At 62.8% G+C, this 23669-nt stretch carries 27 protein-coding genes; 16 read left to right on the top strand and 11 right to left on the bottom strand.

Annotation, left to right across the window (positions count from 1 at the left end; translation table 11 throughout):
• Nucleotides 1-2: 2 nt before the first annotated feature.
• The 4 genes from FJ490_RS12520 to FJ490_RS12505 all read right to left on the bottom strand — a co-directional run bounded on the left by FJ490_RS12520 (nt 3) and on the right by FJ490_RS12505 (nt 3906).
• On the bottom strand, nt 3-563 hold the full coding sequence (locus tag FJ490_RS12520; RefSeq protein WP_140495662.1) for an RNA polymerase sigma factor: 561 nt from the start codon (nt 561-563) through the stop codon (nt 3-5).
• Nucleotides 564-709: 146 nt separating this feature from the next.
• Complete coding sequence (locus tag FJ490_RS12515) at nt 710-1447, bottom strand: dienelactone hydrolase family protein (protein WP_140685536.1); 738 nt, start codon at nt 1445-1447, stop codon at nt 710-712.
• Nucleotides 1448-1552: 105 nt separating this feature from the next.
• Nucleotides 1553-2242: a 4Fe-4S dicluster domain-containing protein gene (locus FJ490_RS12510; RefSeq protein ID WP_140728950.1), complete on the bottom strand. Its 690-nt coding sequence runs from the start codon at nt 2240-2242 to the stop codon at nt 1553-1555.
• An 89-nt stretch (nt 2243-2331) separates the two neighbouring features.
• Nucleotides 2332-3906, bottom strand: a complete 1575-nt coding sequence (locus FJ490_RS12505) for a trimethylamine methyltransferase family protein (protein WP_140728951.1) — start codon at nt 3904-3906, stop codon at nt 2332-2334.
• Nucleotides 3907-4195: 289 nt separating this feature from the next.
• On the opposite strand from FJ490_RS12505, the gene FJ490_RS12500 reads away from it, so the two are divergent.
• From FJ490_RS12500 to FJ490_RS12445, 11 genes are all read left to right on the top strand, one after another.
• The gene (locus FJ490_RS12500; protein WP_140495658.1) at nt 4196-4894 is read left to right on the top strand and encodes a B12-binding domain-containing protein; all 699 of its coding nucleotides are present in this window, start codon (nt 4196-4198) and stop codon (nt 4892-4894) included.
• Nucleotides 4895-5179: 285 nt separating this feature from the next.
• On the top strand, nt 5180-5806 hold the full coding sequence (locus FJ490_RS12490) for a DUF1638 domain-containing protein (RefSeq protein ID WP_140564151.1): 627 nt from the start codon (nt 5180-5182) through the stop codon (nt 5804-5806).
• A gap of 249 nt (nt 5807-6055) precedes the next feature.
• Complete coding sequence (locus FJ490_RS12485) at nt 6056-6631, top strand: DUF4893 domain-containing protein (RefSeq protein ID WP_140728952.1); 576 nt, start codon at nt 6056-6058, stop codon at nt 6629-6631.
• A 93-nt stretch (nt 6632-6724) separates the two neighbouring features.
• Nucleotides 6725-7507, top strand: a complete 783-nt coding sequence (locus FJ490_RS12480) for a formyl transferase (protein WP_140728953.1) — start codon at nt 6725-6727, stop codon at nt 7505-7507.
• A 56-nt stretch (nt 7508-7563) separates the two neighbouring features.
• Nucleotides 7564-7830 carry a DUF6290 family protein gene (locus FJ490_RS12475; protein WP_140521108.1) on the top strand — a complete coding sequence of 89 codons (267 nt, stop codon included), beginning with the start codon at nt 7564-7566 and terminating at the stop codon, nt 7828-7830.
• A complete protein-coding gene (locus FJ490_RS12470; RefSeq protein WP_140728954.1) occupies nt 7818-8348 on the top strand; it encodes a GNAT family N-acetyltransferase in 531 nt (176 codons plus the stop codon). The genes FJ490_RS12475 and FJ490_RS12470 overlap by 13 nt, the downstream gene beginning before the upstream one ends.
• A 142-nt stretch (nt 8349-8490) precedes the next feature.
• Nucleotides 8491-8793, top strand: a complete 303-nt coding sequence (locus FJ490_RS12465; protein WP_140555040.1) for a virulence factor — start codon at nt 8491-8493, stop codon at nt 8791-8793.
• The gene (locus tag FJ490_RS12460) at nt 8786-9409 is read left to right on the top strand and encodes a methylenetetrahydrofolate reductase C-terminal domain-containing protein (RefSeq protein ID WP_140555039.1); all 624 of its coding nucleotides are present in this window, start codon (nt 8786-8788) and stop codon (nt 9407-9409) included. The genes FJ490_RS12465 and FJ490_RS12460 overlap by 8 nt, the downstream gene beginning before the upstream one ends.
• Entirely contained in the window at nt 9406-10497 is a 1092-nt protein-coding gene (locus FJ490_RS12455) for a methylenetetrahydrofolate reductase (RefSeq protein ID WP_140675233.1), read from the top strand. The genes FJ490_RS12460 and FJ490_RS12455 overlap by 4 nt, the downstream gene beginning before the upstream one ends.
• 81 nt (nt 10498-10578) lie before the next feature.
• Nucleotides 10579-11553, top strand: a complete 975-nt coding sequence (locus FJ490_RS12450; protein WP_140564154.1) for a methyltetrahydrofolate cobalamin methyltransferase — start codon at nt 10579-10581, stop codon at nt 11551-11553.
• The gene (locus FJ490_RS12445) at nt 11504-13633 is read left to right on the top strand and encodes an ASKHA domain-containing protein (RefSeq protein ID WP_140728955.1); all 2130 of its coding nucleotides are present in this window, start codon (nt 11504-11506) and stop codon (nt 13631-13633) included. Before FJ490_RS12450 ends, FJ490_RS12445 begins: the two co-directional genes overlap by 50 nt.
• A gap of 41 nt (nt 13634-13674) precedes the next feature.
• Here the strand turns inward: FJ490_RS12445 and FJ490_RS12440 are convergent, their stop codons facing one another.
• Nucleotides 13675-14703: an acyltransferase gene (locus tag FJ490_RS12440; protein WP_246672698.1), complete on the bottom strand. Its 1029-nt coding sequence runs from the start codon at nt 14701-14703 to the stop codon at nt 13675-13677.
• Nucleotides 14704-14835: 132 nt separating this feature from the next.
• On the opposite strand from FJ490_RS12440, the gene FJ490_RS33620 reads away from it, so the two are divergent.
• Together FJ490_RS33620 and FJ490_RS12430 are read left to right on the top strand one after the other, a co-directional pair.
• The gene (locus tag FJ490_RS33620) at nt 14836-15195 is read left to right on the top strand and encodes a hypothetical protein (RefSeq protein WP_348640084.1); all 360 of its coding nucleotides are present in this window, start codon (nt 14836-14838) and stop codon (nt 15193-15195) included.
• A gap of 246 nt (nt 15196-15441) precedes the next feature.
• Nucleotides 15442-16422: an alpha/beta hydrolase gene (locus tag FJ490_RS12430; RefSeq protein ID WP_140728957.1), complete on the top strand. Its 981-nt coding sequence runs from the start codon at nt 15442-15444 to the stop codon at nt 16420-16422.
• On the opposite strand, the gene FJ490_RS12425 is transcribed toward FJ490_RS12430, so the two are convergent.
• A complete protein-coding gene (locus tag FJ490_RS12425; protein WP_140495644.1) occupies nt 16423-17322 on the bottom strand; it encodes a LysR substrate-binding domain-containing protein in 900 nt (299 codons plus the stop codon).
• Nucleotides 17323-17539: 217 nt separating this feature from the next.
• On the opposite strand from FJ490_RS12425, the gene FJ490_RS12420 reads away from it, so the two are divergent.
• The 3 genes from FJ490_RS12420 (at nt 17540) to FJ490_RS12410 (ending at nt 19491) form a co-directional block, all read left to right on the top strand.
• Nucleotides 17540-17725: a hypothetical protein gene (locus tag FJ490_RS12420; protein WP_140495643.1), complete on the top strand. Its 186-nt coding sequence runs from the start codon at nt 17540-17542 to the stop codon at nt 17723-17725.
• 358 nt (nt 17726-18083) lie between these two features.
• Nucleotides 18084-18218 carry a hypothetical protein gene (locus FJ490_RS33520; RefSeq protein WP_127853696.1) on the top strand — a complete coding sequence of 45 codons (135 nt, stop codon included), beginning with the start codon at nt 18084-18086 and terminating at the stop codon, nt 18216-18218.
• A 271-nt stretch (nt 18219-18489) separates the two neighbouring features.
• Nucleotides 18490-19491 carry a GlxA family transcriptional regulator gene (locus FJ490_RS12410; protein ID WP_140495642.1) on the top strand — a complete coding sequence of 334 codons (1002 nt, stop codon included), beginning with the start codon at nt 18490-18492 and terminating at the stop codon, nt 19489-19491.
• 9 nt (nt 19492-19500) lie between these two features.
• On the opposite strand, the gene FJ490_RS12405 is transcribed toward FJ490_RS12410, so the two are convergent.
• The 5 genes from FJ490_RS12405 to FJ490_RS12385 form a co-directional block, all read right to left on the bottom strand.
• Nucleotides 19501-20286: an ABC transporter ATP-binding protein gene (locus FJ490_RS12405; protein WP_140685530.1), complete on the bottom strand. Its 786-nt coding sequence runs from the start codon at nt 20284-20286 to the stop codon at nt 19501-19503.
• On the bottom strand, nt 20283-21059 hold the full coding sequence (locus FJ490_RS12400) for an ABC transporter permease (RefSeq protein ID WP_140495640.1): 777 nt from the start codon (nt 21057-21059) through the stop codon (nt 20283-20285). Before FJ490_RS12400 ends, FJ490_RS12405 begins: the two co-directional genes overlap by 4 nt.
• A 62-nt stretch (nt 21060-21121) precedes the next feature.
• Nucleotides 21122-22066: an ABC transporter substrate-binding protein gene (locus tag FJ490_RS12395; RefSeq protein ID WP_140555034.1), complete on the bottom strand. Its 945-nt coding sequence runs from the start codon at nt 22064-22066 to the stop codon at nt 21122-21124.
• Between the two features lie 140 nt (nt 22067-22206).
• Nucleotides 22207-22551: a peptidase inhibitor family I36 protein gene (locus tag FJ490_RS12390; protein WP_140495638.1), complete on the bottom strand. Its 345-nt coding sequence runs from the start codon at nt 22549-22551 to the stop codon at nt 22207-22209.
• A gap of 210 nt (nt 22552-22761) precedes the next feature.
• Nucleotides 22762-23607, bottom strand: a complete 846-nt coding sequence (locus FJ490_RS12385; RefSeq protein WP_140495637.1) for a DUF1194 domain-containing protein — start codon at nt 23605-23607, stop codon at nt 22762-22764.
• Nucleotides 23608-23669 lie beyond the last annotated feature (62 nt).

Genomic DNA, 23669 nt, shown 5'->3' with positions numbered 1-23669 from the left:
GGTCACACTTCCCCGGCTGAACGCATGAGCGTCTTCAGCCGTTTCTTCGCTTCATGGATGTGCCAGGAAACCGTCGTCTCCGAGATCGCCATCGCCTCGGCGGCGGCGGCGTGGCTCAAGCCCTCGCCATAGACCAGCAGCACGGCGTCGCGCTGCTTGTCGGGCAGTTGCCGCACCGCGACCCACATCGCCTCGGCAGGATCCTCGTTCTCGGCAGGATCCTCGCCCGAAATCAGCGCATGGACGCCATAGGCTTCGGTCTTGACCGTCTCGCGGGCGCTCTTGCGCATCATGTCGCGCGCGGCGTTCAGCGTCATGGCATAGAGCCACGTGGTGAAGGCGCTGCCGCCGCGATAGTCGCGGATCGCCTTGCCGAGCCGGACGCAGACTTCCTGGGCGATGTCTTCGGCATCCGCCTTCCGACCGCACCAGCGGTAGGCGGCGCGATAGACGAAGTCATAGTGCCTTTCGAGCAACGCGCCGAAAGCTCCCCTGTCTCCGCCCTTCGCCCGCCCGATCAGTTCGGCGTCGGAGGCTTCGCTCTCATCCAGCATCATCGCCATCATTTGCCTGTTGGACGAAGGCTAATGGCCAATCCTTGGGGTGAGGGAAAGATTTTTTTACTGGTACCTCTTCCTTCTCCCCGTTCTACGGGAGAAGGTGCCCGAAGGGCGGATGAGGGGCGGCGCCGACCTCTCGAAGATTGGCTTTACCCGAGCGTCTCGGAAAACAGGGTGATCAACCGGTTCCAATGCCGCTCGGCGCCATCTTCGTTGTAGACGCTGTGGTCCGGCACGCACCAGCCATGCGCCATGCCGACATAATTCTCCAGCACGTAATCGACTTCCGCCGCCCTGAACGCCTCGGCCAGCCGCGCTGATTGTTCGGGCGGAAAACTCCTGTCGACGCCGGCCATGCCGACGTGGACGCGTGCCTTGACCGACCCCGCCTTGCGGTGCGGACTGTCGGCCGCGTCGCTGGCGAGATTGCCGCCGTGGAAACTGGCCGCCGCCCTGATGCGATCCGGATAGGAGGCGGCTGCGTTCAGCGCCCGCGCGCCGCCCATGCAATAGCCGACAACGCCGATCGGCCCGGTGACGCCTTCGGCAGCGAGTGCGTCGAGGAAGGCGCCGCTGTCGGCAATCGTCATCTCCTGCGTCGTGCCGCTGATCAGCGCCATCAGCGGCACCTTGGTTCTCTCCTCGACGAAGGCGGTCTTGGCATCGAAAGGACCGTAGGGCGCGTTGCGATAGAAGAGATCGGGCACCAGAACCGCGTAGCCCTCCTCCGCCAGCCGCTCGGCCATGCCGTCGAGCGCAGGGCGCGGGCCGAAGGCATCCATATAGAGGATGATGCCGGCCTTGGGCGGGGAAGCGTTGGCCGGGCGGAACAGCCCCGCCCTCGCCGTGCCGTCCCTGGTCTTGATCTGAAGGTCCTGTTTCGGCATCGCCAGCTCCGTTCGGTTGCTGGGCGATACATATCCGGGCACGCCGACAGGGCAAGCTATTGCCAGATTTTGGCAGTCAACATTTCGTGCGGCTGCCCGACGAGCTTACAGGCCTGCGAACGCTGCCATCTGAAAGGTCTGCATGTCCGCGGGGTAGCGATAGGCCACGCCATAAGGGCAGGCATTGCGGTCAAGGCAGCCGCCGTCACGGCAGGGGTCGCCACTCGGCCCGCGCACATGCGTCAGGCAGGCTTGATGGGCGAACCCCTCCGCGGAATAGGCATCGACCGGGCAGGCTTTCAGGCAGGGTTTGTCGACACAGGTGTCGCAAAGATGGATCGCCTCGCGAGCCTCCGGGAGCGCGATCTCGTCCTCGAAAAGCAGCGCGCCGCGATAGGCATGCCAAAGCCCGTACTGCGGATGCATGAGGATACCGAGCGGCGACGGCTTCAGGCCCTCGGCCCGCATTGCCCATTGCTGGAACGGCAGATAGGGCTTGTCGGAGGGCGACACGGCGCGTGCGCCGAATTCTCCCGCGACCGCGCCAATGACCTGCCGGGACCAGGTGTCGAGCGGATTGGCGATGGCCTGTGATTGACTGTCGCGCCAGCGCAGGAAATGCGGCCAGGGTGCCGCCCCCGCCTGCCCCACCAGAAGCGCCGACCTGGCCGGTGCACCGGAGCGGCCACAAGGCGCCGCCTCGCCATCCTCAAAGGTGAAGCTGCCACGTAGGATGAGACCGTTGGCCCCAAGCGCGGCCGCAATTTCCTCCATCCTGCCGCGCGAAAGAATCATCCCTTCTTGACCGGATCGGAGAAAGCGCTCCGCCAGACTTCCTTGTGGATGATGTTGGCGACTTTAGCCCCGCCTGACTCGGGCTCCTTTCACGTGAAGGCGTCGGGCATCGACCCCTTCCTCTTGGCGATGAAGTCCTTCAGCGCTTCGTCGATCGCCGGATCGAGATGCGGCGCCTCATAAGATTCCAGCCAGCGGCGGGCGAGTTCGTTGGCGCGTTGCGGCGCGGTCTTCTCGCCTTCGGCCAGCCACTGCTCGTAGGAATTGTTGTCGGCGATGTTGGAGCGATAGAAGGCAGTCTGGAAATTCGCCTGCGTGTGGTCGCAGCCGAGATAGTGGCTGCCCGGCCCGACCTGGCGGATGGCGTCCATCGCCTGGCCGTTTTCCGACAGGTCGACGCCTTCGGAGAATTTTTGCGTCATGCCGAGCTGGTCGATGTCCATCATGAATTTTTCGTAGCAGGACGCCAGCCCGCCCTCGAGCCAGCCGGCCGAATGGAGGACGAAATTGGTGCCGGCCAGAATGGTCGAGTTCAGCGTGTTGGCGCTTTCATAAGCTGCCTGCGCGTCGGGGATTTTCGAGGCGCAGAGCGAACCGCCGGTGCGGAACGGCAGGCCGAGGCGCCGTGCGAGCTGTGCGGCGCCGTACGATACCAGCGACGGCTCCGGCGTGCCGAAGGTCGGCGCGCCCGACTGCATCGAGATCGACGAGGCGAACGTGCCGAACAGCACCGGCGCGCCCGGCCGGATCAGCTGCGTGAACGAAGCGCCGGCAAGCACCTCGGCCAGCACTTGCGTCAGCGTGCCGGCGACCGTCACGGGGCTCATCGCGCCGGCGAGGATGAACGGCGTGACGATGCAGGCCTGGTTGTGGCGCGCATAGACCTTCAGCGCGCCAAGCATGGTCTCGTCGAACACCATCGGCGAGTTGGCGTTGATCAGGCTGGTCAGGACCGTGTTGTTTTCGACGAAGTCGTCGCCGAACACCAGCTTGGCCATTGCGACCGTGTCTTCAGCACGTTCCGGCGCCGTGACCGAGCCCATGAACGGCTTGTCGGAATATTTGATGTGCGCGTAGATCATGTCGAGATGGCGCTTGTTGACCGGTACGTCGACCGGCTCGCACACGGTGCCGCCCGAATGGTGGATCGAAGGCGCCATGTAGGCGAGCTTCACGAAATTCTGGAAATCCTCGATCGTCGCGTAACGCCTGACGCCGTCGAGGTCGCGCACGAAGGGCGGTCCGTAGACCGGGGCGAAGACGGTGGCATTGCCGCCGATCTGCACCGAGCGTTCGGAATTGCGGGCATGCTGGGTGTAGATGGGGGGCGCGGTCTTCAAGAGTGAACGGCAGAGCCCCTTCGGGAAACGCACGCGTTCGCCCTTGACGTCGGCGCCCGCCTCTTTCCACAGCTGCAACGCCTCCGCATCGTCGCGGAAGATGATGCCGATTTCTTCGAGCACCGTGTCGGTGTTCTTCTCGATCAGCGCCAGGCCTTCCTCGTCGAGCACTTCATAGACGTTGATCTTGCGCTTGATGTAGGTGAGCTGGGTGCCGGGACCGCCGCCCGAACGTGCCGCCCGCCTTGCCGCCGCCCCACCGCTGGCGCCGCGTCCACGTCGCGCGTTTGACGCTTCCTGGTCCACTGCCGCGTGTTCGCTCATGATCGTTCTTCCCTGAATTTGGACCGGCTTGACTAGCGCCCGGCCCGGAACCGTTGTGGCCGCCTATCGCGGCTTCCGGCGGATCGTAGCCATGCACCCTATTCGAAACGGCCCGTCCGCGCCAACGCCTGTCGCAAAATCGACAAGAAAACCGATAGATTTTTCAGTCGCTTTCCTTTTGCGGGAAGTCGCAAATCAGCTATGGATACCCGCCCCTTGCGGGTTAGGTATTGGCGCGTTGATTTTAAGCTGCCATGGTCGTTCCCGGCAGCAAGGAGCCTGAGAAACAATGTCCGACGACGAGATTATCCTCTCCGAGCTTTCCGACGACGAGTTGGTGCAGCAGATGCACGACGATCTCTACGACGGTCTGAAGGAAGAGATCGAGGAAGGCACGCGCATCCTGCTCGAGCGCGGCTGGGCACCCTACAAGGTGCTCACGGAAGCGCTGGTCGAAGGCATGCGCATCGTCGGCGAGGATTTTCGCGACGGCATCCTGTTCGTTCCCGAAGTGTTGCTGTCGGCCAATGCGATGAAGGCCGGCATGTTCATCCTGCGCCCGCTGCTCGCCGCCACCGGCGCGCCCAAGCAGGGCAAGATGGTGATCGGCACCGTCAAGGGCGACATCCACGACATCGGCAAGAACCTCGTCGGCATGATGATGGAAGGCGCCGGCTTTGACGTCATCGATCTTGGCATCAACAATGCGGTCGAGAAATATCTCGATGCCATCGAGCAGCACCAGCCGGACATTATCGGCATGTCGGCGCTGCTGACCACGACCATGCCCTACATGAAGGTCGTCATCGACACGATGAAGGAAAAGGGCATCCGCGACGACTACGTGGTCCTGGTCGGAGGCGCGCCGCTGAACGAGGAATTCGGCAAGGCGGTCGGCGCCGACGCCTATTGCCGCGACGCCGCTGTGGCGGTCGAGACGGCCAAGGACTACATGAAGCGTAAACACAATGTGCGCGCTTCCGCCTGATACAAGGCAAGGCGGACGCTCAACAGACGAAGCCGCGCCTTGCAGCGCGGCTTTTTTGTTCCCAGATGTCGGGAGCGGCGGTCAGGGTTTCTTGACGGTATCGTCAACGGCTTTGGCGGTAGACTTGATATCCCTGCCGACGCCGCGAACGGTGTTGGCACAGGCCGAAAGGGCCAGGGCACAAGCCAGGATTGCGATTGGCGCAATGCGTAACAGTTTCATCGACGGTTTATCCCTCTCTCGGTAGATCGCCCCACAGCAACGAAAGCCGGCTCGGCTGGTTTCATGAAGATGCCCAGACCCAAGCAGAATCAAGCGGACAAGCTGCTCATCATCGCCTGCGGGATGATTGCGCGCGAGGTGTTGGCCGTCAAGGAACAGCTCGGGCTCCATCACCTCGAATTGACATGCCTCCCGGCCGAGTTTCATTTCTATCCGGACCGCATCGCGCCGGCGATGGACAAGGCCATCGAAAAGGCCAAGGCGGAAGGCTACAGCAACATCTTCGTCGGTTACGCCGATTGCGGCACCGGCGGCCTGCTCGATCGGGTCTGCGAGAAGCATGGCGTCGAACGCATGGCCGGTCCGCATTGCTTCGCCTTCTACCAGGGCATGGATGCCTATGCGAAGGTCGCCGACGACGACATGATGTCCTTCTACATGACCGATTTCCTCTGCCGCCAATTCGATGCCTTCTTCATGAAGCCGCTCGGCCTCGACAGGCATCCGGAGCTGATCAAGGACTATTTCGGCAATTACGAGAAGCTGATCTACCTGGCCCAGACCGACGATCCGGAGCTCGACAAGGTCGCGGAAAGGGCCGCGAAACTGCTTGGCCTCGTCTATGAGCGGCGCGCGACAGGCTATGGCGATCTGACGGCTGGGCTGGCCAAGGCCGCGGCTGACGTCTGACGCTGGCTGGGCTGCGGCCCTCTTGCGCGGCGATTGGCGATTATCGCCCTTTCCGAAGGCGAAGACAGGACGGATCGCCGCCTTCTACTGGAGATTGATCTGTTCCCAGGCCAATTGCCTTAATTTGGATCGCGGCGTGGTTTCGTTGTTAAGCACGGATGACAGCCTGCCGCGAATGGGTAAATTGCGCGCAAGCCATGCAAAGGCGCCGTCCAGTGGTCGGCTGCCGGACACCGACGAGGAATGCCGATGACCCTTCGCCCGATGCTTGCCGTTGCCGGCCTTCTCTGCTGCACCTTGCCCGCGCTTGCTGACGGCGAGGTGCAGAAGCTGATCACCGCCGCCGACAAGGCGCGGCTGGACAAATATGGCGAGACGCGCAAGGCGGCTCTTGCCGAGGCGAAGGCGGGCAATCCTGGCGAGGTCAGGCAGCTCGAGGCCTTGCTGGCCAAGCCGCTGGTTGCCTTCTCCGACAAGGACCTCACCGGCAAATGGCAATGCCGCACAATCAAGGTGGGCGGGCTCAGCCCGCTCGTTATCTATGGCTGGTTCAAATGCAGGGTGACCGACGACGGCTCCGGCTGGCGGCTGGAAAAGCTCACCGGCTCGCAGCGCACCAAGGGCCGCTTCTTCGACGACGGCGAAAAGCGCGCGATCTATCTCGGCTCCGGTTCCGTCAACAACGATCAGGCAAAACCCTATGGCAGCGGCCCCCGGACCGACCAGGTCGGCTACGCCTTCCGCAATAGCGCCGGGGAATGGCGCATCGAGTTCCCCGCTCCCTATTACGAATCGAAGCTCGACATCATGGAGTTCAAGCGCTGAGCGGAGCCTTCCTGACGACTCCGGCATACCAAGGATTAACCCGCCTCGTCTAAGCTCCGGCCGTGGCAGTTGGTCCCGGGGGTGGCAAGATCAATGGCAGTACCGGAAACCAATCCGAGACCGATCGTGGTTGTCACCGGAGGCGGCCAGCACGTATGGGCAATGGTCAACGCCATTGCCGATCGTGTCGGCCCAGTCATCGTGATCCTGGAAGTCCCTGAATCCAAAAAGCGATTGCTGCTTGGCCGTGCCCGTCGCCAGGGCTGGCTGCAGGCCATCGGCCAGTTCGGCACGATGGTGCTGAGCAGGCTGGGCAAGCGGCTCTACGCCAGCCATGCCGCCCGGTTGATTGCGCAGGAGAAGCTCGATACCGAGCCGCGGCCGGGCCAGGAGATCATCCATGTTGCCTCGGCCAATGGGCCGGAGTGTCTCGCGGCGATCCAGAGAATCCAGCCAGGCGTCGTCCTGCTTAACGGCTGCCGACTCCTGTCGAAGGACGTGTTGGCCAGGATGCCTTGCCCGGTGCTCAACTATCACGCAGGCATCACGCCGAAATATCGCGGCATGAACGGCGGCTACTGGGCTTTGGCATCCGGCGATTCCGCGAATTTCGGCACCACGGTGCATCTGGTCGATGCCGGCGTGGACACGGGCGGCGTGCTGAAACAGGCATACGGCCAGCCGAAACCAGGCGACACGATCTCAAGCTATGCGCTGCGCCAAACGGCGTTTTCGCGCGACATCTGCGTCGAGGCGGTCAGCGATGCTCTGGCCGGAAAACTCGTGACGTTCGATCCAAGCCTGCCATCTAAACAGTGGTACCACCCGACGATCTGGTTCTATCTCTGGACCGGGCTCAGAACCGGCATCTGGTAGCGCTGGCGATACGGGCGATCGTATGCTATTGTCATACAAAATATGGAGCCCTATCGATGTCCAGCATGGCGCCTGTCAGCGTTCGCGTCACCTCGGACGAGCGTGACATTCTCGAGGCCGCCGCCAAGCAGGCTCATACAAATCTGAGCGACTTCATTCGGCGCAAGGCTGTTGAGGCCGCCGAGATGGAGGTTTTGGGCGGTCGTGTCGTCGTTATTCCCGTCGTCGATTGGGAACAATTCGAGGCCTGGGCGAAATCGACACCAAAGACCGAGCCCAGACTGCAAAGGCTTGCTGCGTCCAGGCCAGTATGGCGGGACTGACGCCACCCCGTCCGCTCGCCGGGGATGACGACTGGGACGCTTTCGATTGCGGTCGCGAGTCGTTGAACAACTGGCTTCGCCGTCATGCATGGCGCAACCAGCAGGATGGATTGTCGCGGACGAGCCTCGTCTGTGATTCCGGAACCGGTGGGATAGCGGCTTACGTTGCGCTGAGCGCTGGCCAGATCGAACGCGCATACCTGCCCAAATCGGCACAGCGTAATCGGCCTGATCCTATTCCGGTAATCCTGCTCGGCCAGTTGGCCGTCGATCGCAAATATCAGGGACGCGGCTGCGGGCGCTCCCTTCTCCTGTTTGCGCTCAGGACGGCGGTGCGGTTTTCCAGCAATATCGGCTGCTTCGGCGTCATCACACACCCGCTGGACGAAGGCGTAAGAGACTTCTATCGCGACTTCGCTTTTCAGGATCTTCCATTCGATCCCAAACGGAGCATCATCGTCCGCATTGCCGATCTGAGGCACAATGGCTTCGATGGCAGCATCGATCATTCCTGCTGATTTCTGCCTCAGGCCGACATTGAAGATTGCCTTTCATTTTACGACATCCAAATGCGTCGCTTTTGAATGCGCGCGCGTCGTCCCATAACAAGCGGCCCAATTGCGCATGCGGCAATGCTCGCAGATCGAGGAGTGAGAATTCATGGCCGATCTGATCGTCGTCTACTGGCGCGACATCCCTGCCCAGGTCATCGTCAGGAAAGGCCGCCAGAACGCCAAGCGCGAACTGCCGTTGCGCTTCACCGAGGCGATCGACATGTGCGCCATGCGCACCGGCGCCGGCGGCACCGACGACTATCTGGCCGAATGGCGCAAGGCCGATCCGGTTCCGGTCGGCGACGACCTCGAAGCCGAGGTCGAGAAGGCATTCCAGGACCTCGACGCGAAATATGACCGCGAGCGGCTGGTCGCTCTGGTGAAGGCGGGCGGCAAAGAAAATGTCTGAAACCATTCCCGCCAAGGAGAGCCCGGCGGCCCTCCAGCCGGTCACCCAGGCCACCCTGGTCAAGAAGGCAGCACCGAAATCCGACTACAAGCCGGCCGATGTGTCGCCGCAGCGCCGCGTGCAGCGTTCTTTCGCGGTGAGATTATGGTCGGTCCGGCACTCGCGCCTGCTCGAATGGTTCTATGCCCGCTTCGCCGACACGTTCCTCCTGCTGCATCCCTTGTGGAAAGGCATCGGCTACAGCCGTGTCGAGGCCCCGGTGAAGTTCGTCGAAAAGCGCGTCAAGGGCTTCATGTTCGACTGCCGCATGTGCGGCCAGTGCATCCTGTCCTCGACCGGCATGTCGTGCCCGATGAACTGCCCAAAACAGCTGCGCAACGGCCCCTGTGGCGGCGTGCGCGCCAACGGCAATTGCGAGGTGGAGCCCGACATGCCTTGCGTCTGGGTCAAGGCCTGGGAGGGGGCGCGCAACATGGAGCACGGCGACAGGATTCTCGCCGTGCAGAAGCCGGTCGACCAGTCGCTGCGCGAAACGTCCGCCTGGCTGCGCGTCACCGCTCAGGCGGCAGCCGCCCGTGAAGCCGCGGCCGATGCGAAGACCGGAGCGGCCGCATGATCGCCCGCCAGCGTGACGAGAACCCGGCCGGCATCCATCTGCCGCTCGACCCCTTGCCCGGCCACACCTCGCGCGGCCGGCTCGAACGCGTCCTGCGACGCGGTGAATTCGCGGTCACCACCGAGCTCAACCCGCCCGACAGCGCCGATCCCGAAGACGTCTACAACAGGGCGAAGATCTTCGACGGCTGGGTCGATGCCATCAACGCCGTCGATGCGTCGGGCGCCAATTGCCATATGTCGTCGGTCGGCATCTGCGCGCTCCTGACCCGTATGGGCTACGCACCGATCATGCAGATCGCCTGCCGGGACAAGAACCGCATTGCCATCCAGGGCGACGTGCTGGGCGGGGCTGCCATGGGCGTCGCCAACATGCTGTGCCTGACCGGCGACGGCGTGCAGGCCGGCGACCAGCCCGGCGCCAAGCCGGTGTTCGACCTCGATTCCATGTCGCTGCTCGAAACCATCCGCATCATGCGCGACAACGGCAAGTTCCTGTCGGGACGCAAGCTCACCACGCCGCCGCAGCTGTTCCTCGGCGCGGCCGTCAATCCATTCGCGCCGCCCTTCGATTTCCGCCCGATCCATCTCGGCAAGAAGATCGCCGCCGGCGCGCAGTTCATTCAAACGCAGTATTGTTTCGACGTGCCGATGTTCAAGGCCTTCATGCAAAAGGCACGCGATCTGGGCCACACGGAGAAGGTGTTCGTCCTGTGCGGTGTCGGACCGCTCGCCTCGGCCAAGACCGCCAAATGGATCCGCTCCAACGTGCCGGGAATCCATATTCCCGATACCGTCATCAAGCGGCTGGAAGGCGCCCAGGACCAGAAGAAGGAAGGCAAGCAGCTCTGCATCGACATCATCAACGAGGTGAAGGAAATCCCAGGCGTTTCAGGCGTCCATGTGATGGCCTACCGCCAGGAGGAGTATGTCGCCGAGATCGTCGATGAATCGGGCGTGCTGAAGGGCCGCCAGCCGTGGAAGCGCGAAATCCGCCGCGACGACCAGATGGTCGCCGACCGGCTCGACCATATCCTGCACGACGATGTTACCGAAACCCAGGTGGACATGGTGAAGACCGCGCATTGACTTGCGCGGACAGCCACCATTCGCTTGATCGACAAGAGATAACGATATAAAGAACTCTTTATATCACGACGGAGAGATTTCATGACCCGGACCATCGTTGCCTCGGCGACACGAGAAATCATCATCGGCTTCGACCAGCCCTTCTGCGTGATTGGCGAGCGCATCAACCCGACCGGCCGCAAGAAGCTCGCCGCCGAGATGGTCGCCGGCAATTTCGAAACCGTCATCAAGGACGCGCTGGAACAGGCCGCTTGCGGCGCCACCATGCTCGACGTCAATGCCGGCGTCACCGCCGTCGACCCCAACGCGACCGAACCGGCGCTGCTGGTGCAGACGCTGGAGATCGTGCAGGGCCTGGTCGACCTGCCGCTGTCGATCGACTCCTCGGTCACCGCCGCGATCGAGGCAGCGCTCAAGGTCGCCAAGGGCCGCCCGCTGGTCAACTCCGTCACCGGCGAGGAGGAAAAACTCGAAGCCATCCTGCCGCTGATCAAGAAATACAACGTGCCGGTCGTCGCCATCTCCAATGACGAGACCGGCATTTCGATGGATCCGGATGTGCGCTTCGCCGTCGCCAAGAAGATCGTGCAGCGCTGCGCCGATTTCGGCATTCCGGCGCATGACGTCGTCGTCGACCCGCTGGTCATGCCGATCGGCGCGCTCGGCGACGCCGGCCGCCAGGTGTTCGCCCTGCTGCGGCGCCTGCGCGAGGAACTGAAGGTCAACACCACCTGCGGCCTGTCCAACATCTCCTTCGGCCTGCCGCACCGCCACGGCATCAACGCCGCCTTCATCCCGATGGTGATCGGCGCCGGCATGACATCGGCCATCATGAACCCGGTGCGTCCGCAGGAAATGGAAGCCGTGCGCGGCGCCAACGTTCTGAACGGCACCGACGAGAATTGCACCAACTGGATTCGCACCTATAAGGATTACAAGCCGGCCGAAGGCGGCCAGGCGGTCGCCGCTCCGACGGCGGTCAATGCACCAGGCGAAGGCGGCGGCAATGGCGGTCGCCGTCGTGGCGGTCGTGAAGCCCGCATGGCAAGGGGATAAGCGCGCAATCGTGAATTCGCATACCAACATCACCGATCCGCTCGTGCTGTTCATGCCGTCGGGCAAACGCGGGCGGTTTCCGGTCGGCACGCCGGTGCTCGACGCCGCGCGCCAGCTCGGCGTCTATGTCGAAAGCGTGTGCGGCGGGCGCGCCACTTGCGGGCGCTGCCAGATCGAGGTGCAGGAAGGCAATTTCGCCAAGCACAAGATCGTCTCCTCCAACGACCACATCTCGTCCAAGGGGCCCAAGGAAGAGCGCTATGAGCGCGTGCGCGGCCTGCCGGAACGGCGCCGCCTCTCCTGCTCGGCGCAGATCCTCGGCGACCTTGTCATCGACGTGCCGCAGGACACGGTCATCAACGCACAGACCATCCGCAAGGATGCCGACACCAGGGTGATCGCGCGCGATACGGCGATCCGCATGTGCTATGTCGAGATCGAAGAACCCGACATGCACAATCCTTCAGGCGACCTCGACCGGCTCAAGATCGCGCTGATGAAGGACTGGAACTTCAAGAACCTCGAATTCGACTTCTATTTGCTGCCGCAGGTGCAGGGCATCTTGCGCAAGGGCAACTGGACCGCGACCGCCGCCATCCACAAGGATGCCGACAGCGATATCGCGCGCGTCATCGCTTTGTGGCCTGGCCTCAAGAACGAGGCCTATGGGCTGGCCTGTGATATCGGCTCGACCACCATCGCCATGCATCTGGTATCGCTGCTGTCGGGCCGCGTCGCCGCTTCCTCCGGGACGTCCAACCCGCAGATCCGCTTCGGCGAGGATCTGATGAGCCGCGTCTCCTATGTGATGATGAACCCGGATGGCCGCGAAGGCATGACGGTCGCCGTGCGCGAGGCGATCTCGGGCCTCGTCGACAAGGTCTGCGCGGAAGGCAGTGTCCAGCGCAACGACATCCTGGATTCCGTCTTCGTCGGCAATCCGATCATGCACCATCTGTTCCTCGGCATCGATCCGACCGAGCTCGGCGGCGCGCCCTTCGCGCTCGCCGTCTCGGGCGCGGTGCGCATCAAGGCATCGGATATCGGTCTCAAGCTCAACCCGGGCGCACGTCTCTACATGCTGCCCTGCATCGCCGGCCATGTCGGCGCCGACGCCGCGGCGGTGACGCTGTCGGAGGGCCCGCATCGTCAGGACGAGATGATGCTGATCGTCGACGTCGGCACCAATGCCGAGATCGTGCTCGGCAATCGTGCGCGGGTCGTGGCTGCTTCCTCGCCCACCGGCCCGGCCTTCGAAGGCGCCGAAATCTCCGGCGGCCAGCGCGCCGCGCCCGGCGCCATCGAGCGCGTGCGCATCGATCCCGACACGCTGGAGCCCAAATACCGCGTCATCGGCTCTGAACTGTGGTCCGACGAGCCGGGTTTCCTCGACAGCGTGCAGGCGACCGGCGTCACCGGCATTTGCGGCTCCGGCATCATCGAGATCGTTGCGGAGATGTATCTGGCCGGCATCATTTCCGAAGACGGCGTCGTCGACGGATCGCTCAGCATGCGCTCGCCGCGTATCGTCGCCAACGGCCGCACCTTCTCCTACGTGCTGAAGGAAGGCGAGCCGAAAATCACCATCACCCAGACCGACGTGCGCGCCATCCAACTCGCCAAGGCAGCACTTTATGCCGGCACCAAGCTGTTGATGGAAAAGCAGAACACCGAGCATGTCGACCGCATCCACTTCGCCGGCGCCTTCGGCTCCTTCATCGATCCGAAATACGCCATGGTGCTGGGCCTGATCCCCGATTGCGACCTCGACAAGGTCTCGGCCGTCGGCAACGCCGCCGGCGCGGGCGCGCGCATGGCGCTGCTCAATCGCGGCTATCGTCGCGAGATCGAGGAGACGGTGAGCCAGATCGAGAAGATCGAGACCGCACTGGAGCCCAAATTCCAGGAGCACTTCGTCTATGCGATGGCGTTGCCGAACAAGGTCGATCCGTTCCCGAAACTGTCGGCGGCGGTGAAGCTGCCGCCGCGCAAGACGGTGAGCGAAGACGGCATCGCCGGCGACGCCACCCCGCGCCGGCGCTCGCGCGAAGGCCACGCCGCGCGACGTGGCCGGGAATAAAATTAGGGCACAATGCAACGCCGAGGCGCCTTGGCCGCTTGTCAGTCGTTTGCCTCATTCGATGGCAAGCGCAAGCTGGGCCGCTGAGCCAGCAACGGCATGCTTTTGACGCGCGACCGGTTGAGAAAGCCCGTCAGCGGCTTTTCAATCGACAGGTAAAGCATCGCGGAAAGCGCGATGCTGATCAAGGCAATCGGCGCCGGCTGCCAATTTGGCGGAACCCCAAGCCGCAGCATGATGCCAGTTACCACGACAACCACCAGCACATGCCACAAGTAGATCGAATACGAGGCACTACCAAAAAATGTAAGCAGGGCCACGGGGTTGAACGGTCTGGCACGCTCGGCAAAAACCGCTCCGGCAACGATCAGGGTCGCCGGAATACCCCAACGCAGAACACGAGGCAGCTCGGGGTCAAGCATCTGGATCGTCATCAACAGGAGAAATCCGCCAACAACCAGCGCCAGCGCCAGCACAAGCCGGAGCCGAATATCCTCCATCCACAGCCGCCCGATAACAATGCCGGCCGCGAACTCGAGCATGAGGGGAGAGGTAAAGCGGTAGCCTTTGAGCAGCAAGTTCGATGCGACCATCACCGTCAGCACGCCGATCAGCGCGGCAAAACGCTGCTTCTCGCCTAAAAAGAGCGCCAAGGCGAAAATGACGTAAAACATCATTTCATAGCACAGCGTCCAGCCCTGGATCACCACGGGATGAAGTACCCCATCCTGCACGATCGGAAGAAACACCAGCGAGCCGAAAAAATTTTCCGGGCTCAGCACATGTCCGTAGAGAAATTGCGGCTTGAGGAAAATTGCCAGCGCGGTCAGCACCGTGACGATCCAATAGAGCGGCACGATGCGAACAATCCGACGCCATATGAAACGCCGTGGATTGGCAGGGCGATCGGCCGTGGTCACCCACATGATGAAACCGCTGATGACAAAAAACAGGTCGACGCCAGCAGCACCGACCGCGAACGGACCGCCGAACTGTTCGTTGATGTGAAAGCAAACTACCGCGGAAGCGGCGAGTCCTCGAAGGTATTGGATACTGTGAATGTCATTCACGCCATACTCCTTACCCGCACCCCCGATGCTGCAATGCACAATAGCAGACATCCGCCATCTGCTGTCAACGGGCAAGCTAGGTAGGATCGCGGCACGCCCTCTTGGACGCGGCCAAGAAGCGATCGCTCGGGGGTGTCAATCGCCCTGCAATTTCATTTGTATGCAAATGTTTCCGGAATGACTGATCCGGAAACCAAATCACCGTTTTCGCGAAATCCGACCGATACATGGCAGGCGCATTTACCCGGCATCGAACGGCGGTCGAAGATAATCCTCGGCCGCCGCCGTTCTTCAAGGGAGATGAAAATGTCGATGTTCGAAAATCTCGGCCGCTACGGTGCGACCATCAGGCAGGCCCGTGCCAGGAACAAGGCCGTCCGCGCCCTGAACAGCCTGCCGGCGCATGTCCAGAAAGACATCGGCTGGCCGGCCTCGCCGCCCAGCGACCCGCAGGCGGCGCTTTCCGCCCTGCTTTTGGGCTTTACGCGCTGATGACCTTCGCCGAAAAGTGCAAACTGCTCGGCACGCGCCGGAGCCCGCGCGGGGCTCCGGCCGTCACCAGCAACCGCCTGCGCGCAGCCCTTCTGCCGCAGCGCTGATCCCTCCCGCGAGAAATGCAGGGCCCATCACAGCGACGTGTGCACACAGCGTAAATCTTGACATCTTCGACCAGGGCACGATCTTCAAATATGAAGGGGACTTCTCTTAGTCGGCAGCCGCCGAAGTTCGTGTATCCGCATGCCAAGTTTGAAAAGCCACGTCGTATCCTTCGTGCTCAGGCACAGTCGCAAGAAGGCGTTTTCCAGCCCGGAAAACCTGCAGCGCTGGATCGCTGCGGCGCGCCGGACAGAGGACCATCACCCTCCGGTGTCAGTGCAGCAGCGCTTCAAAATCGAGACGCGCACCGTCGACGGCTTTCCCGTCTACGAGATCGCCCCCAGGGCCGGCGAGCGCAAGCGGGTTCTCTATCTGCACGGCGGCGCCTATGTCTTTGAAATCACGCCCTATCATTGGCACCTGATCGCCGACATGGCCGACCGGCTGGGCTATGCCTTTACTGTGCCCATCTATCCCATCGCGCCCGAGCATGACTTCCACGCCATGTTCGGCATGGTCGGCGACGTCTATCGCCGGATGCTCGGCGAGACGGAGGCGGAAGACATCATCTTCATGGGCGATTCCGCGGGCGGCAACATGGCCGTGGTGCTGACCATGATGGCTGCCGAAGAAGGCCTGCCCTTGCCGTCGCGCCATGTGCTGATCTCACCCGGTCTCGACGTCTCGCTTGCAAACCCCGAGGTGTTCGAGGCGGAGCGGAACGATCCCTGGCTGGGCATCGCGGGCGGACGGGAGGCTATCCGGCTCTACAGTGCCGGAATAGACCCGACGGACTGGCATATCAGCCCCGTCTATGGCGACCTCTCGGTGCTGCCCAGGACATTGCTCCTGGCGGGCTCTCGCGATCTTCTCACGCCCGACAATCTGATCTTCGCACAAAAAGCACGGGCCGCTGGCGTCGAGGTAGAGCTCGTGCACGAGGAAGGCATGTTCCACGTCTGGCCGCTGATCGACATGCCGGAATCGCGCCGCGCGCGCGAACGGATCGTGGCGTTTCTGACCGAGAACCCCTCGCCCCTTGTTGAAGGCGCCGGCGCAAGCTTCGAAGCGCCGTCCACCGAGGCTTCGGGGCAGAGCCTCCAGTCAGAGCACCCCGGTTGATCAGAACTTGCCGGTTTCCCGGAAGACTTCGAACGTCGCCCGGATGTGGTCGGCCACCGCCTTGACCGGCGCGCTGGCGTCCGGCGCTACCACCATGGCGAGGTTATAGGTGCCGATATCGGGCATGCCGTCCTTGGGGCAGAGCTCGACCATGTCGTTGCCGAGGAAAGACTTCGGCAGCGGCGCCACGGCGAGATCTGACATGATGGCGGCGCGCTGGCCGGCCGTATGCGCGCTCATATACGCGATGCGGTAGTTGCGGCCCTCGCGGCTCAGCGCTTCGAGCGCCCCTGCCCGCCAGGCGCAGCCCTCTTCCCACAGCGACACCGGCAAGGGTTCGCGCAGATGCGCGCAGCCGCCCTTGGCGCCGGCCCAGACGATCGGCTCCGTCAACAGCACCTCGGCGCCGAGCGCGCTGGTCTTGTAGGAATTGGTGAGCAGCGTGATGTCGAGCGCCCGGTCATCCATGCGCCGGCGCAGATTGCTGCTCTGGTCGATGGTGACGTCGACGGCGATCGATGGATGCGACTGCGCAAAACGCTTCAGCACATGCGGCAGCACGCGCTCGCCATAATCGTCCGGCGAACCCAGCCGCACCACGCCGACAATATCGGGAATGATGAACTTGGACACCGCCTCGCGATTGATCGACAGCAGACGACGGGCATAGCCCAGCAGCATTTCCCCGTCGGTGGTCAGCGTCACCGAGCGCGCATCGCGCGCGAACACCGAGCGGCCCAGAATATCTTCCAGCTTCTTGATCTGCATGGAGACCGCCGAGGGCGTACGGAAGACCGCATTGGCCGCGGTGGTGAAGCTGCCGGTTTCGGCGATCGCCACGAAAGTGCGCAGCACGTCGAGGTCCAGCAGCGGCAGCGGATGATTGAGTGGGGCGTTCATGACGATCGACCTTCAATTTTTCTGATGCAAACTATCATTCCATTTCGTTTGATTGAACATCAGTTCGAGCGCATAGTCAACTCCATCGAAGCAGGATGCTGCCAAGGCAGCCACGAAACGATCACGACACAGACCTGCCTTCGACATGCAATGAAGCTGATACAGACCTGACGTAAGGCATTGCCGGGCACTTCCGCCCCGACATGAGGAGATCGAAATGTCTATCCTGTCATCCATCGGTCGGCTTGCGACCGAATTCAGCGCGGCCCGCGCCCGCTACCAGACCGAACGCGCCATCCGCTCCCTGCCGATCGAGCTGCAGAAGGATATTGGCTGGCCTGAAGCGGCCGACACGAAGGCCGGCATACGCGCCGGCGTCGGATCCTGGGCTGGAGCAAAGTAAACCGTGTGTATCATGCATTGAAGGCCTGCCGCGCAAACCGCCGGGCAGGTCTTCTTGTTTTACCGACCTGTTTTGCCGTTTTATTTGCGTTCACATGAATTTCGGAGCCATGCTGCCGCTGCATGGCGCATATGAACAAGCCGCATAGCGGCTGGGTTTTGAGCTAACGCTTTGTAAGCTAACGAAAAATCCGGGAGTGCCTACAAAGGCTCCCGCCTTGCGTGTCGCTTTTCATATCAAGTGCTTCGCTTTTGCGATTTAGTTTTTACTTACACAAGCCTATATCCACGCCAGCAAACGAGCTGCCCCACTCCATCAAGCGAAGGCGACCCGTCTGAGCAACCGATTGGAGATGAACATGAAGCTTTTTGCCCGCCTTTTCCCTCGCCGCGAAATGAACCTGACCACGGCCCTCGAGCGCCAGCGCCTCGCCAACACCATGCCCGGCCAGACCGGCGCCATGGCTGCCGCACGCCTCGGTTTCGTCGCCTGAACCGATCCCGCAGGCAGCGCTCCCTCGCGCTGCCTGAATAGATGACGCCGCCCGGTTCCGCCGAGGCGGCGTTTGTTTGCACACCCTGACGGCGCTTCCATCACGAACGGCGCCGCGGCTGCGCGGCATCGCAACACGATTGCCCATTTGCGACCCATGTCGCAAATTAAATCTTGCTAAAGCTCCTTAGCCGATTGACAAGGATGGTTTTTCCTGTTGTCGCTATGCTATTCGCGACATTCTGTTCGCGCCATGGCTGCGTGAGGTTCCCGTGAACGCCGTTAAGCATCCGATCAAGCGATCGTTTGTATTTTTTCTCATTCCCGACTTCACCATGATCGCGTTTGCGACGGCGCTCGACCCGCTGCGCTCGGCCAATCGCATGCTCGGCTACGAGGCCTATCGATGGCGCCTCGCCAGCATCGACGGCAAGCCGGTGCGCGCTTCGAACGGTGTCGAATGCGCGGTCAACACCTCGCTGGAGGAGGAGCGCAGGAAGATGGGAGGGCCGGATCGCCCCAACATGGCCATCGTCTGTAGCGGCACCAATGTCGAGCGCTACCAGAACAAGTCCGCCTTTGCCTGGCTGCGCGAGGAATACAATCGCGGCGTCTCCGTCGGCGGCCTGTGCACCGGAGCGCATGTTCTGGCCGCTGCCGGCCTGTTGTCCAACAAGCGCTGCGCCATCCATTGGGAGAACCTGCCCGGCTTCTCCGAGGCATTCCCGAAAGCCAATGTCTTTGCCGACCTGTTCGAGATCGACCAGAACATCTACACCTGCGCCGGCGGCACCGCCGCGCTCGACATGATGCTGAAGCTGATCGGCGACGATTTCGACGAGAATCTCGTCAACCGCGTCTGCGAACAGGTGCTGACCGACCGTGTGCGCAGCCCAACCGACCGCCAGCGCCTGCCGCTGCGCGCCCGGCTCGGCGTACAGAACTCGAAAGTGCTGACCATCATCGAACTGATGGAAGGCAATCTGTCGGAGCCGCTGTCGCTGATCGAGATCGCCGACCATGTCGACCTGTCGCGTCGCCAGATCGAGCGGCTGTTCCGCACCGAGATGGGACGCTCGCCGGCCCGCTACTATCTCGAAATCCGCCTCGACCGTGCAAGGCATCTCTTGATTCAGTCCTCGATGCCGGTGGTCGAGGTGGCGGTCGCCTGCGGCTTCGTTTCGGCCTCGCATTTCTCGAAATGCTACCGCGAGCTCTACGCCCGCTCGCCGCAGCAGGAGCGCGTCGACCGCAAGCAGTTGCTGGCGGCATAGAGGCGCGCCTCAGAGCACCTCTGTCGACCGCATCGCCTCGACGCGGATGTCCTCGGTCAGCCGCGCCTTCAACACGGAGAATTCCGGACTGGTCTTCAGCGTGTAGTGGCGCGGGTGCGGCAGGTCGATGGTGACGTCCGACTTGATCCGGCCGGGCCTGGCCGTCATCACCACCACGCGCGATGCCATGAAGATCGCCTCCTCGATGTCGTGGGTGACGAACAGAACCGTCTTCTTGCGCCGTTCCCAGATGCCGAGCAGCAGTTCCTGCATCAGCCCGCGCGTCTGGTTGTCGAGCGCGCCGAACGGCTCGTCCAGCAAAAGGATCGCGGGGTCATTGGCGAGCGCCCTGGCGATCGCCGTGCGCTGCTGCATGCCGCCGGAAAGTTGCTTCGGCCAGTGGTTCTCGAAGCCCTTCAGCCCGACGAGGTCGATATAGGAGGCGACGATTTCGCCCCTCTCCCGCTCGGCCATGCCGCGTTCGCGCAGGCCGAAGGCGATGTTTTCGGCGACCGTCAGCCATGGGAACAGCGTATAGGACTGGAAGACCATGCCGCGATCCGGCCCCGGCCGGGTCACCGCTTTGCCGTCGAGCAGCACGCGCCCTTCGCTCGGCGCCTCCAGCCCGGCGACGATGCGCAAGAGCGTCGACTTCCCGCATCCCGAAGGTCCCAGGATGGTGATGAAATCATTGGCCGCGACCGCCAGGTCGACAGGCATCAGCGCCTGGACCGGTGAGCCGCCGCGCACGCCGGCGAACGTGCGCGAGACGCCCTCGATGAGAAGCTTGCTCATGCCAGGCTCCATGGGAAGAGCCAGCGATTAAGCGCCTTGAAGGCAAGATCGGACAACAGCCCGATCAGCCCGATGACGATGATGCCGAAGATGATCTGGCCGGTTGCCAGTCGCGACTGGCTGTTGATGATCATGTAGCCGATGCCCGACGACGAGCCGATCAGTTCGGCGACGATGACATAGGTCCAAGCCCAGCCGAGCACCAGCCGCAGCGTCTCGGCGATCTCGGGCGCATTGGCGGGCATGATTACACGCTTGACGATGCCGTTGTCCGTGGAGCCGAGCGTGTAGGCCGCCTCGACGAGATCGCGGCGCGTTGAGCCGACCTTTACCGCGATGATCAGGATGATCTGGAACACGGAGCCGACGAAGATGACCAGCAGCTTCTCCAGTTCGCCTATGCCGGCCCAAAGGATGAGCAGCGGAATGAAGGCCGAGGCCGGCAGGTAGCGGGCGAAGGAGACGAACGGCTCCAGGAACGCCTCGACAGGTTTCCACGCGCCCATCGCTATGCCCAGCGGCACGGCGACGGCCGATGCCAGCACGAAGCCGCCGAAGACGCGCCAGATGGTGATCAGTATGTCGAGCCAGAACCGGTCCTCGACCAGCAGCCGCCAGCCATCCCGCAGCATCGACAGCGGATCGGCGAGAAAGATGCGGTTGACGTGGCCGCCAAGCGTGATCCACGCCCAGAAAACGACGAACAGCACGAAGAAGGAAATGCCGAGCACGGTTCGCGTGCCCGGCGAGATCGGATGCAGGGGGCGCGGCATTTACAACGGTCCTTGTGGAAGCGAAACGGCGGCGCGGGGCGCCGCCGCAAGACAGCGGCCGCTCAGTTCGCCACGGCGCTGGTATCGGCCAGCGTGGAGACGTCAGGCGCTTCCTTGATCAGCCCCATCTGCAGCAGAAGCTCGCCGGCGGTCTTGGAGAAATCCTGGAACTCCTTGGTGAAGAACTGCTTGTTCTCCGCCCGGTCGGCCCATTTCAGGTACTTCGCCGAATCCTCGAACTCCTTGGCCGACTGTTTCACGTCCGCGCCCATGATGCCGTAGGATTTCTGCGGGTCCTTCTTGATCAGGTCGAGCGCGTCGAAATAGCTGTCGGCAAGCGCCTTGGCGGCGTCCGGATTGGCTTTGAGGAATTCGGGCGTGCAGCCGACCGTGTCGAGCACCATCGGGTAGTCGAGCGTGGTCGCCAATATGTGGCCCTGGTCGGCCTTGTCGCGCACCGCCGAGATGAACGGCTCATAGGTGACGGCCGCGTCGTTCTGGCCGGCAAGGAAGGCCTGCGCCGCCGCGTCCGGCTCGAGATTGACGACCGTGACATCCTTTGTCGACATGCCGTTCTTGTTCAGCACCCAGGCCAGCAGGAAATAGGGCGAGGTGCCCGGCGCCGAGGACGCGACAGTCTTGCCCTTGAGGTCGGCGACGGTCTTGATGTCGTTGCGCACCACGATGCCGTCGGCGCCGTAGGATTTGTCGAGCTGGAAGATCTGCTTGGTGGTCACGCCGCTGGCGTTCCACACCTGCCACGTCTCGACCGTGGTGGCGGCGCATTGCAGGTCGCCGCTGGCGATGGCGAGCGGGCGGCTGGCCTGCGGCACTTTCTTCAAGGTCACGTCGAGGCCGTGCTTCTCGAAGAGTCCCGCCTGTTTGGCGAGCGTCAGCGGCGCGAAGCCGGTCCAGCCGCTGATCCCGATAGTGACCGATGTGGCGGCCGTCGCCGGCGCGGACAAGCCGGCGGCAAGCGCCAGCGTAAGGATAATGGTCCTGTTCATGTCAGTTCCCCTTTGTTTTCTCTGGGGGAATGTTCACGGACGCCGCCCGGCTGTCAATGAACAGGGCCGTGTTTGCCCACATCGTCGGCGACGAAGGTTCGCCTTGCCGCCACAAAACGGCAAGGCCGAGGACCTTGTCGTCAATACTGGTCGCAGTAGCACTCCGCGGACGAGATTCGGTCGTTCCAGTCGCTACCGCCGAAATCGCGGACCCTGCGCCTGATCTCGATCGATCGGCCTCCCCTGCGCGAATCCTCATAGGCAACGAGAGTGCAGCCTCGGCGAACGATCACCGACGACACGCGGTCGTTCCAGAACTCGCGGCCGCGAAAATTGACCGAATCGTCGGCCCCGAGCGCGATCGACCGTCCGCGAAAATTGCCATTTTCGAACATGATGCAGGCGGCCTGATCGTCGTATTGGGCGCTGGCGCCGTCGGCGTAAAGCATGGACGCGACCGCAGTCAGGATAGCTAGACGTCTCATCTGGTGTTTCCTCGGTTTGACCGCGTCACCCCGCCCGCCGGATGGCGCGGCAAGGCCAGTTTGCCACTGCTTCTGCCGGACTGGCAAGCCTGGAACAGTTCGGCATTTCACGGAAACGCCGAACCGCTTTGACTATTTTTTTCAATCAATTCCAAAGGGAAAGCGTTACGCGCGTACCGGGAAGGCGCTATGCGCTTTTTCTGGAATTTCTCAGCGGCTATCGAGCATCCAATTGCGGTTGCGCCACATCTTTTCGCCGACCAGGCAATCGCTGGCCTGTTCGGCCTGCGCCAGCACCACCGGCGGACGATCGGCCTGGTCAACCGGCCGCGGCGAGGCCGGGCCGGCGAGTTCAAGCACAAGCTTGCGGCGGATAGCTTCGGGAAACTGCGTCCAGTCGTTGACCGGAACCATGAAGGCTCCGGGACCGCCAATGACGCAGTCGCTGTAATAGCGGTCGAGATCGTTGACATCGTAGGCGCTGGTGAAGCCGCCGCGGGTCATCAGCGGCAAGCCGTTTATGACGATGCCTTGCTTGACCACCTCGTCGCGGATGATATCGACCGGCGCGCCCTGGTTGTTGGGGCCGTCGCCGGAAATATCGATGACCCGCTTCGTCCCTTGAAAGCCACTTTCGGCGAAAAGGTCCGCGCCGAATTCCAGCGCGCCGGAGATAGACGTGCGCCGCGCGCTGTTGGGAGGCTGGGCGGACAGCCGCGCCACCACCTGCTCGGCGTCGGCGCGAGTGGAGATCACCGTCCACGGCACGATGACGTGCTGCGAGTTGGTGCCAGCCCATTCGACATAAGTAACGGCGATCCTGCCATAAGCGCCGGCGGCGATGGCTTGCAGCACATGATCGTGCGTCAATGCAGCAGCGTAGCCGCGACGCTGGATCTCGAGCTCGTCCGCCGACATGGACAGCGAGACGTCGACCGCCAGCACCAGTTCGACGTCGACGGGTTCGTCCGCGAGCGACACCGGGGCCAGCCACAGCATCAGCGCCAGGGCGGCGGCGCCTGAAAGCAGATGTCTTGCGCGAGCAAAAGCAGACATGCCGCAGGGTAAGCCAGAATCGCCAGCCGAAAAAGAGAAAAGCCCGACCATAGCCGCCGGGC

It is taken from the genome of Mesorhizobium sp. B2-5-11 (assembly GCF_006440835.1).
GTDB lineage: Bacteria > Pseudomonadota > Alphaproteobacteria > Rhizobiales > Rhizobiaceae > Mesorhizobium.
This window is presented reverse-complemented; position numbering and strand designations above follow the sequence as displayed.

Coding starts and splice junctions, on each gene's coding strand:
- FJ490_RS12520 (WP_140495662.1), bottom strand. CDS start 563: ATGGCGATGATGCTGGATGAGAGCGAAGCCTCCGACGCCGAACTGATC.
- FJ490_RS12515 (WP_140685536.1), bottom strand. CDS start 1,447: ATGCCGAAACAGGACCTTCAGATCAAGACCAGGGACGGCACGGCGAGG.
- FJ490_RS12510 (WP_140728950.1), bottom strand. CDS start 2,242: ATGATTCTTTCGCGCGGCAGGATGGAGGAAATTGCGGCCGCGCTTGGG.
- FJ490_RS12505 (WP_140728951.1), bottom strand. CDS start 3,906: ATGAGCGAACACGCGGCAGTGGACCAGGAAGCGTCAAACGCGCGACGT.
- FJ490_RS12500 (WP_140495658.1), top strand. CDS start 4,196: ATGTCCGACGACGAGATTATCCTCTCCGAGCTTTCCGACGACGAGTTG.
- FJ490_RS12490 (WP_140564151.1), top strand. CDS start 5,180: ATGAAGATGCCCAGACCCAAGCAGAATCAAGCGGACAAGCTGCTCATC.
- FJ490_RS12485 (WP_140728952.1), top strand. CDS start 6,056: ATGACCCTTCGCCCGATGCTTGCCGTTGCCGGCCTTCTCTGCTGCACC.
- FJ490_RS12480 (WP_140728953.1), top strand. CDS start 6,725: ATGGCAGTACCGGAAACCAATCCGAGACCGATCGTGGTTGTCACCGGA.
- FJ490_RS12475 (WP_140521108.1), top strand. CDS start 7,564: ATGTCCAGCATGGCGCCTGTCAGCGTTCGCGTCACCTCGGACGAGCGT.
- FJ490_RS12470 (WP_140728954.1), top strand. CDS start 7,818: ATGGCGGGACTGACGCCACCCCGTCCGCTCGCCGGGGATGACGACTGG.
- FJ490_RS12465 (WP_140555040.1), top strand. CDS start 8,491: ATGGCCGATCTGATCGTCGTCTACTGGCGCGACATCCCTGCCCAGGTC.
- FJ490_RS12460 (WP_140555039.1), top strand. CDS start 8,786: ATGTCTGAAACCATTCCCGCCAAGGAGAGCCCGGCGGCCCTCCAGCCG.
- FJ490_RS12455 (WP_140675233.1), top strand. CDS start 9,406: ATGATCGCCCGCCAGCGTGACGAGAACCCGGCCGGCATCCATCTGCCG.
- FJ490_RS12450 (WP_140564154.1), top strand. CDS start 10,579: ATGACCCGGACCATCGTTGCCTCGGCGACACGAGAAATCATCATCGGC.
- FJ490_RS12445 (WP_140728955.1), top strand. CDS start 11,504: ATGGCGGTCGCCGTCGTGGCGGTCGTGAAGCCCGCATGGCAAGGGGAT.
- FJ490_RS12430 (WP_140728957.1), top strand. CDS start 15,442: ATGCCAAGTTTGAAAAGCCACGTCGTATCCTTCGTGCTCAGGCACAGT.
- FJ490_RS12425 (WP_140495644.1), bottom strand. CDS start 17,322: ATGAACGCCCCACTCAATCATCCGCTGCCGCTGCTGGACCTCGACGTG.
- FJ490_RS12420 (WP_140495643.1), top strand. CDS start 17,540: ATGTCTATCCTGTCATCCATCGGTCGGCTTGCGACCGAATTCAGCGCG.
- FJ490_RS33520 (WP_127853696.1), top strand. CDS start 18,084: ATGAAGCTTTTTGCCCGCCTTTTCCCTCGCCGCGAAATGAACCTGACC.
- FJ490_RS12405 (WP_140685530.1), bottom strand. CDS start 20,286: ATGAGCAAGCTTCTCATCGAGGGCGTCTCGCGCACGTTCGCCGGCGTG.
- FJ490_RS12400 (WP_140495640.1), bottom strand. CDS start 21,059: ATGCCGCGCCCCCTGCATCCGATCTCGCCGGGCACGCGAACCGTGCTC.
- FJ490_RS12395 (WP_140555034.1), bottom strand. CDS start 22,066: ATGAACAGGACCATTATCCTTACGCTGGCGCTTGCCGCCGGCTTGTCC.
- FJ490_RS12390 (WP_140495638.1), bottom strand. CDS start 22,551: ATGAGACGTCTAGCTATCCTGACTGCGGTCGCGTCCATGCTTTACGCC.
- FJ490_RS12385 (WP_140495637.1), bottom strand. CDS start 23,607: ATGTCTGCTTTTGCTCGCGCAAGACATCTGCTTTCAGGCGCCGCCGCC.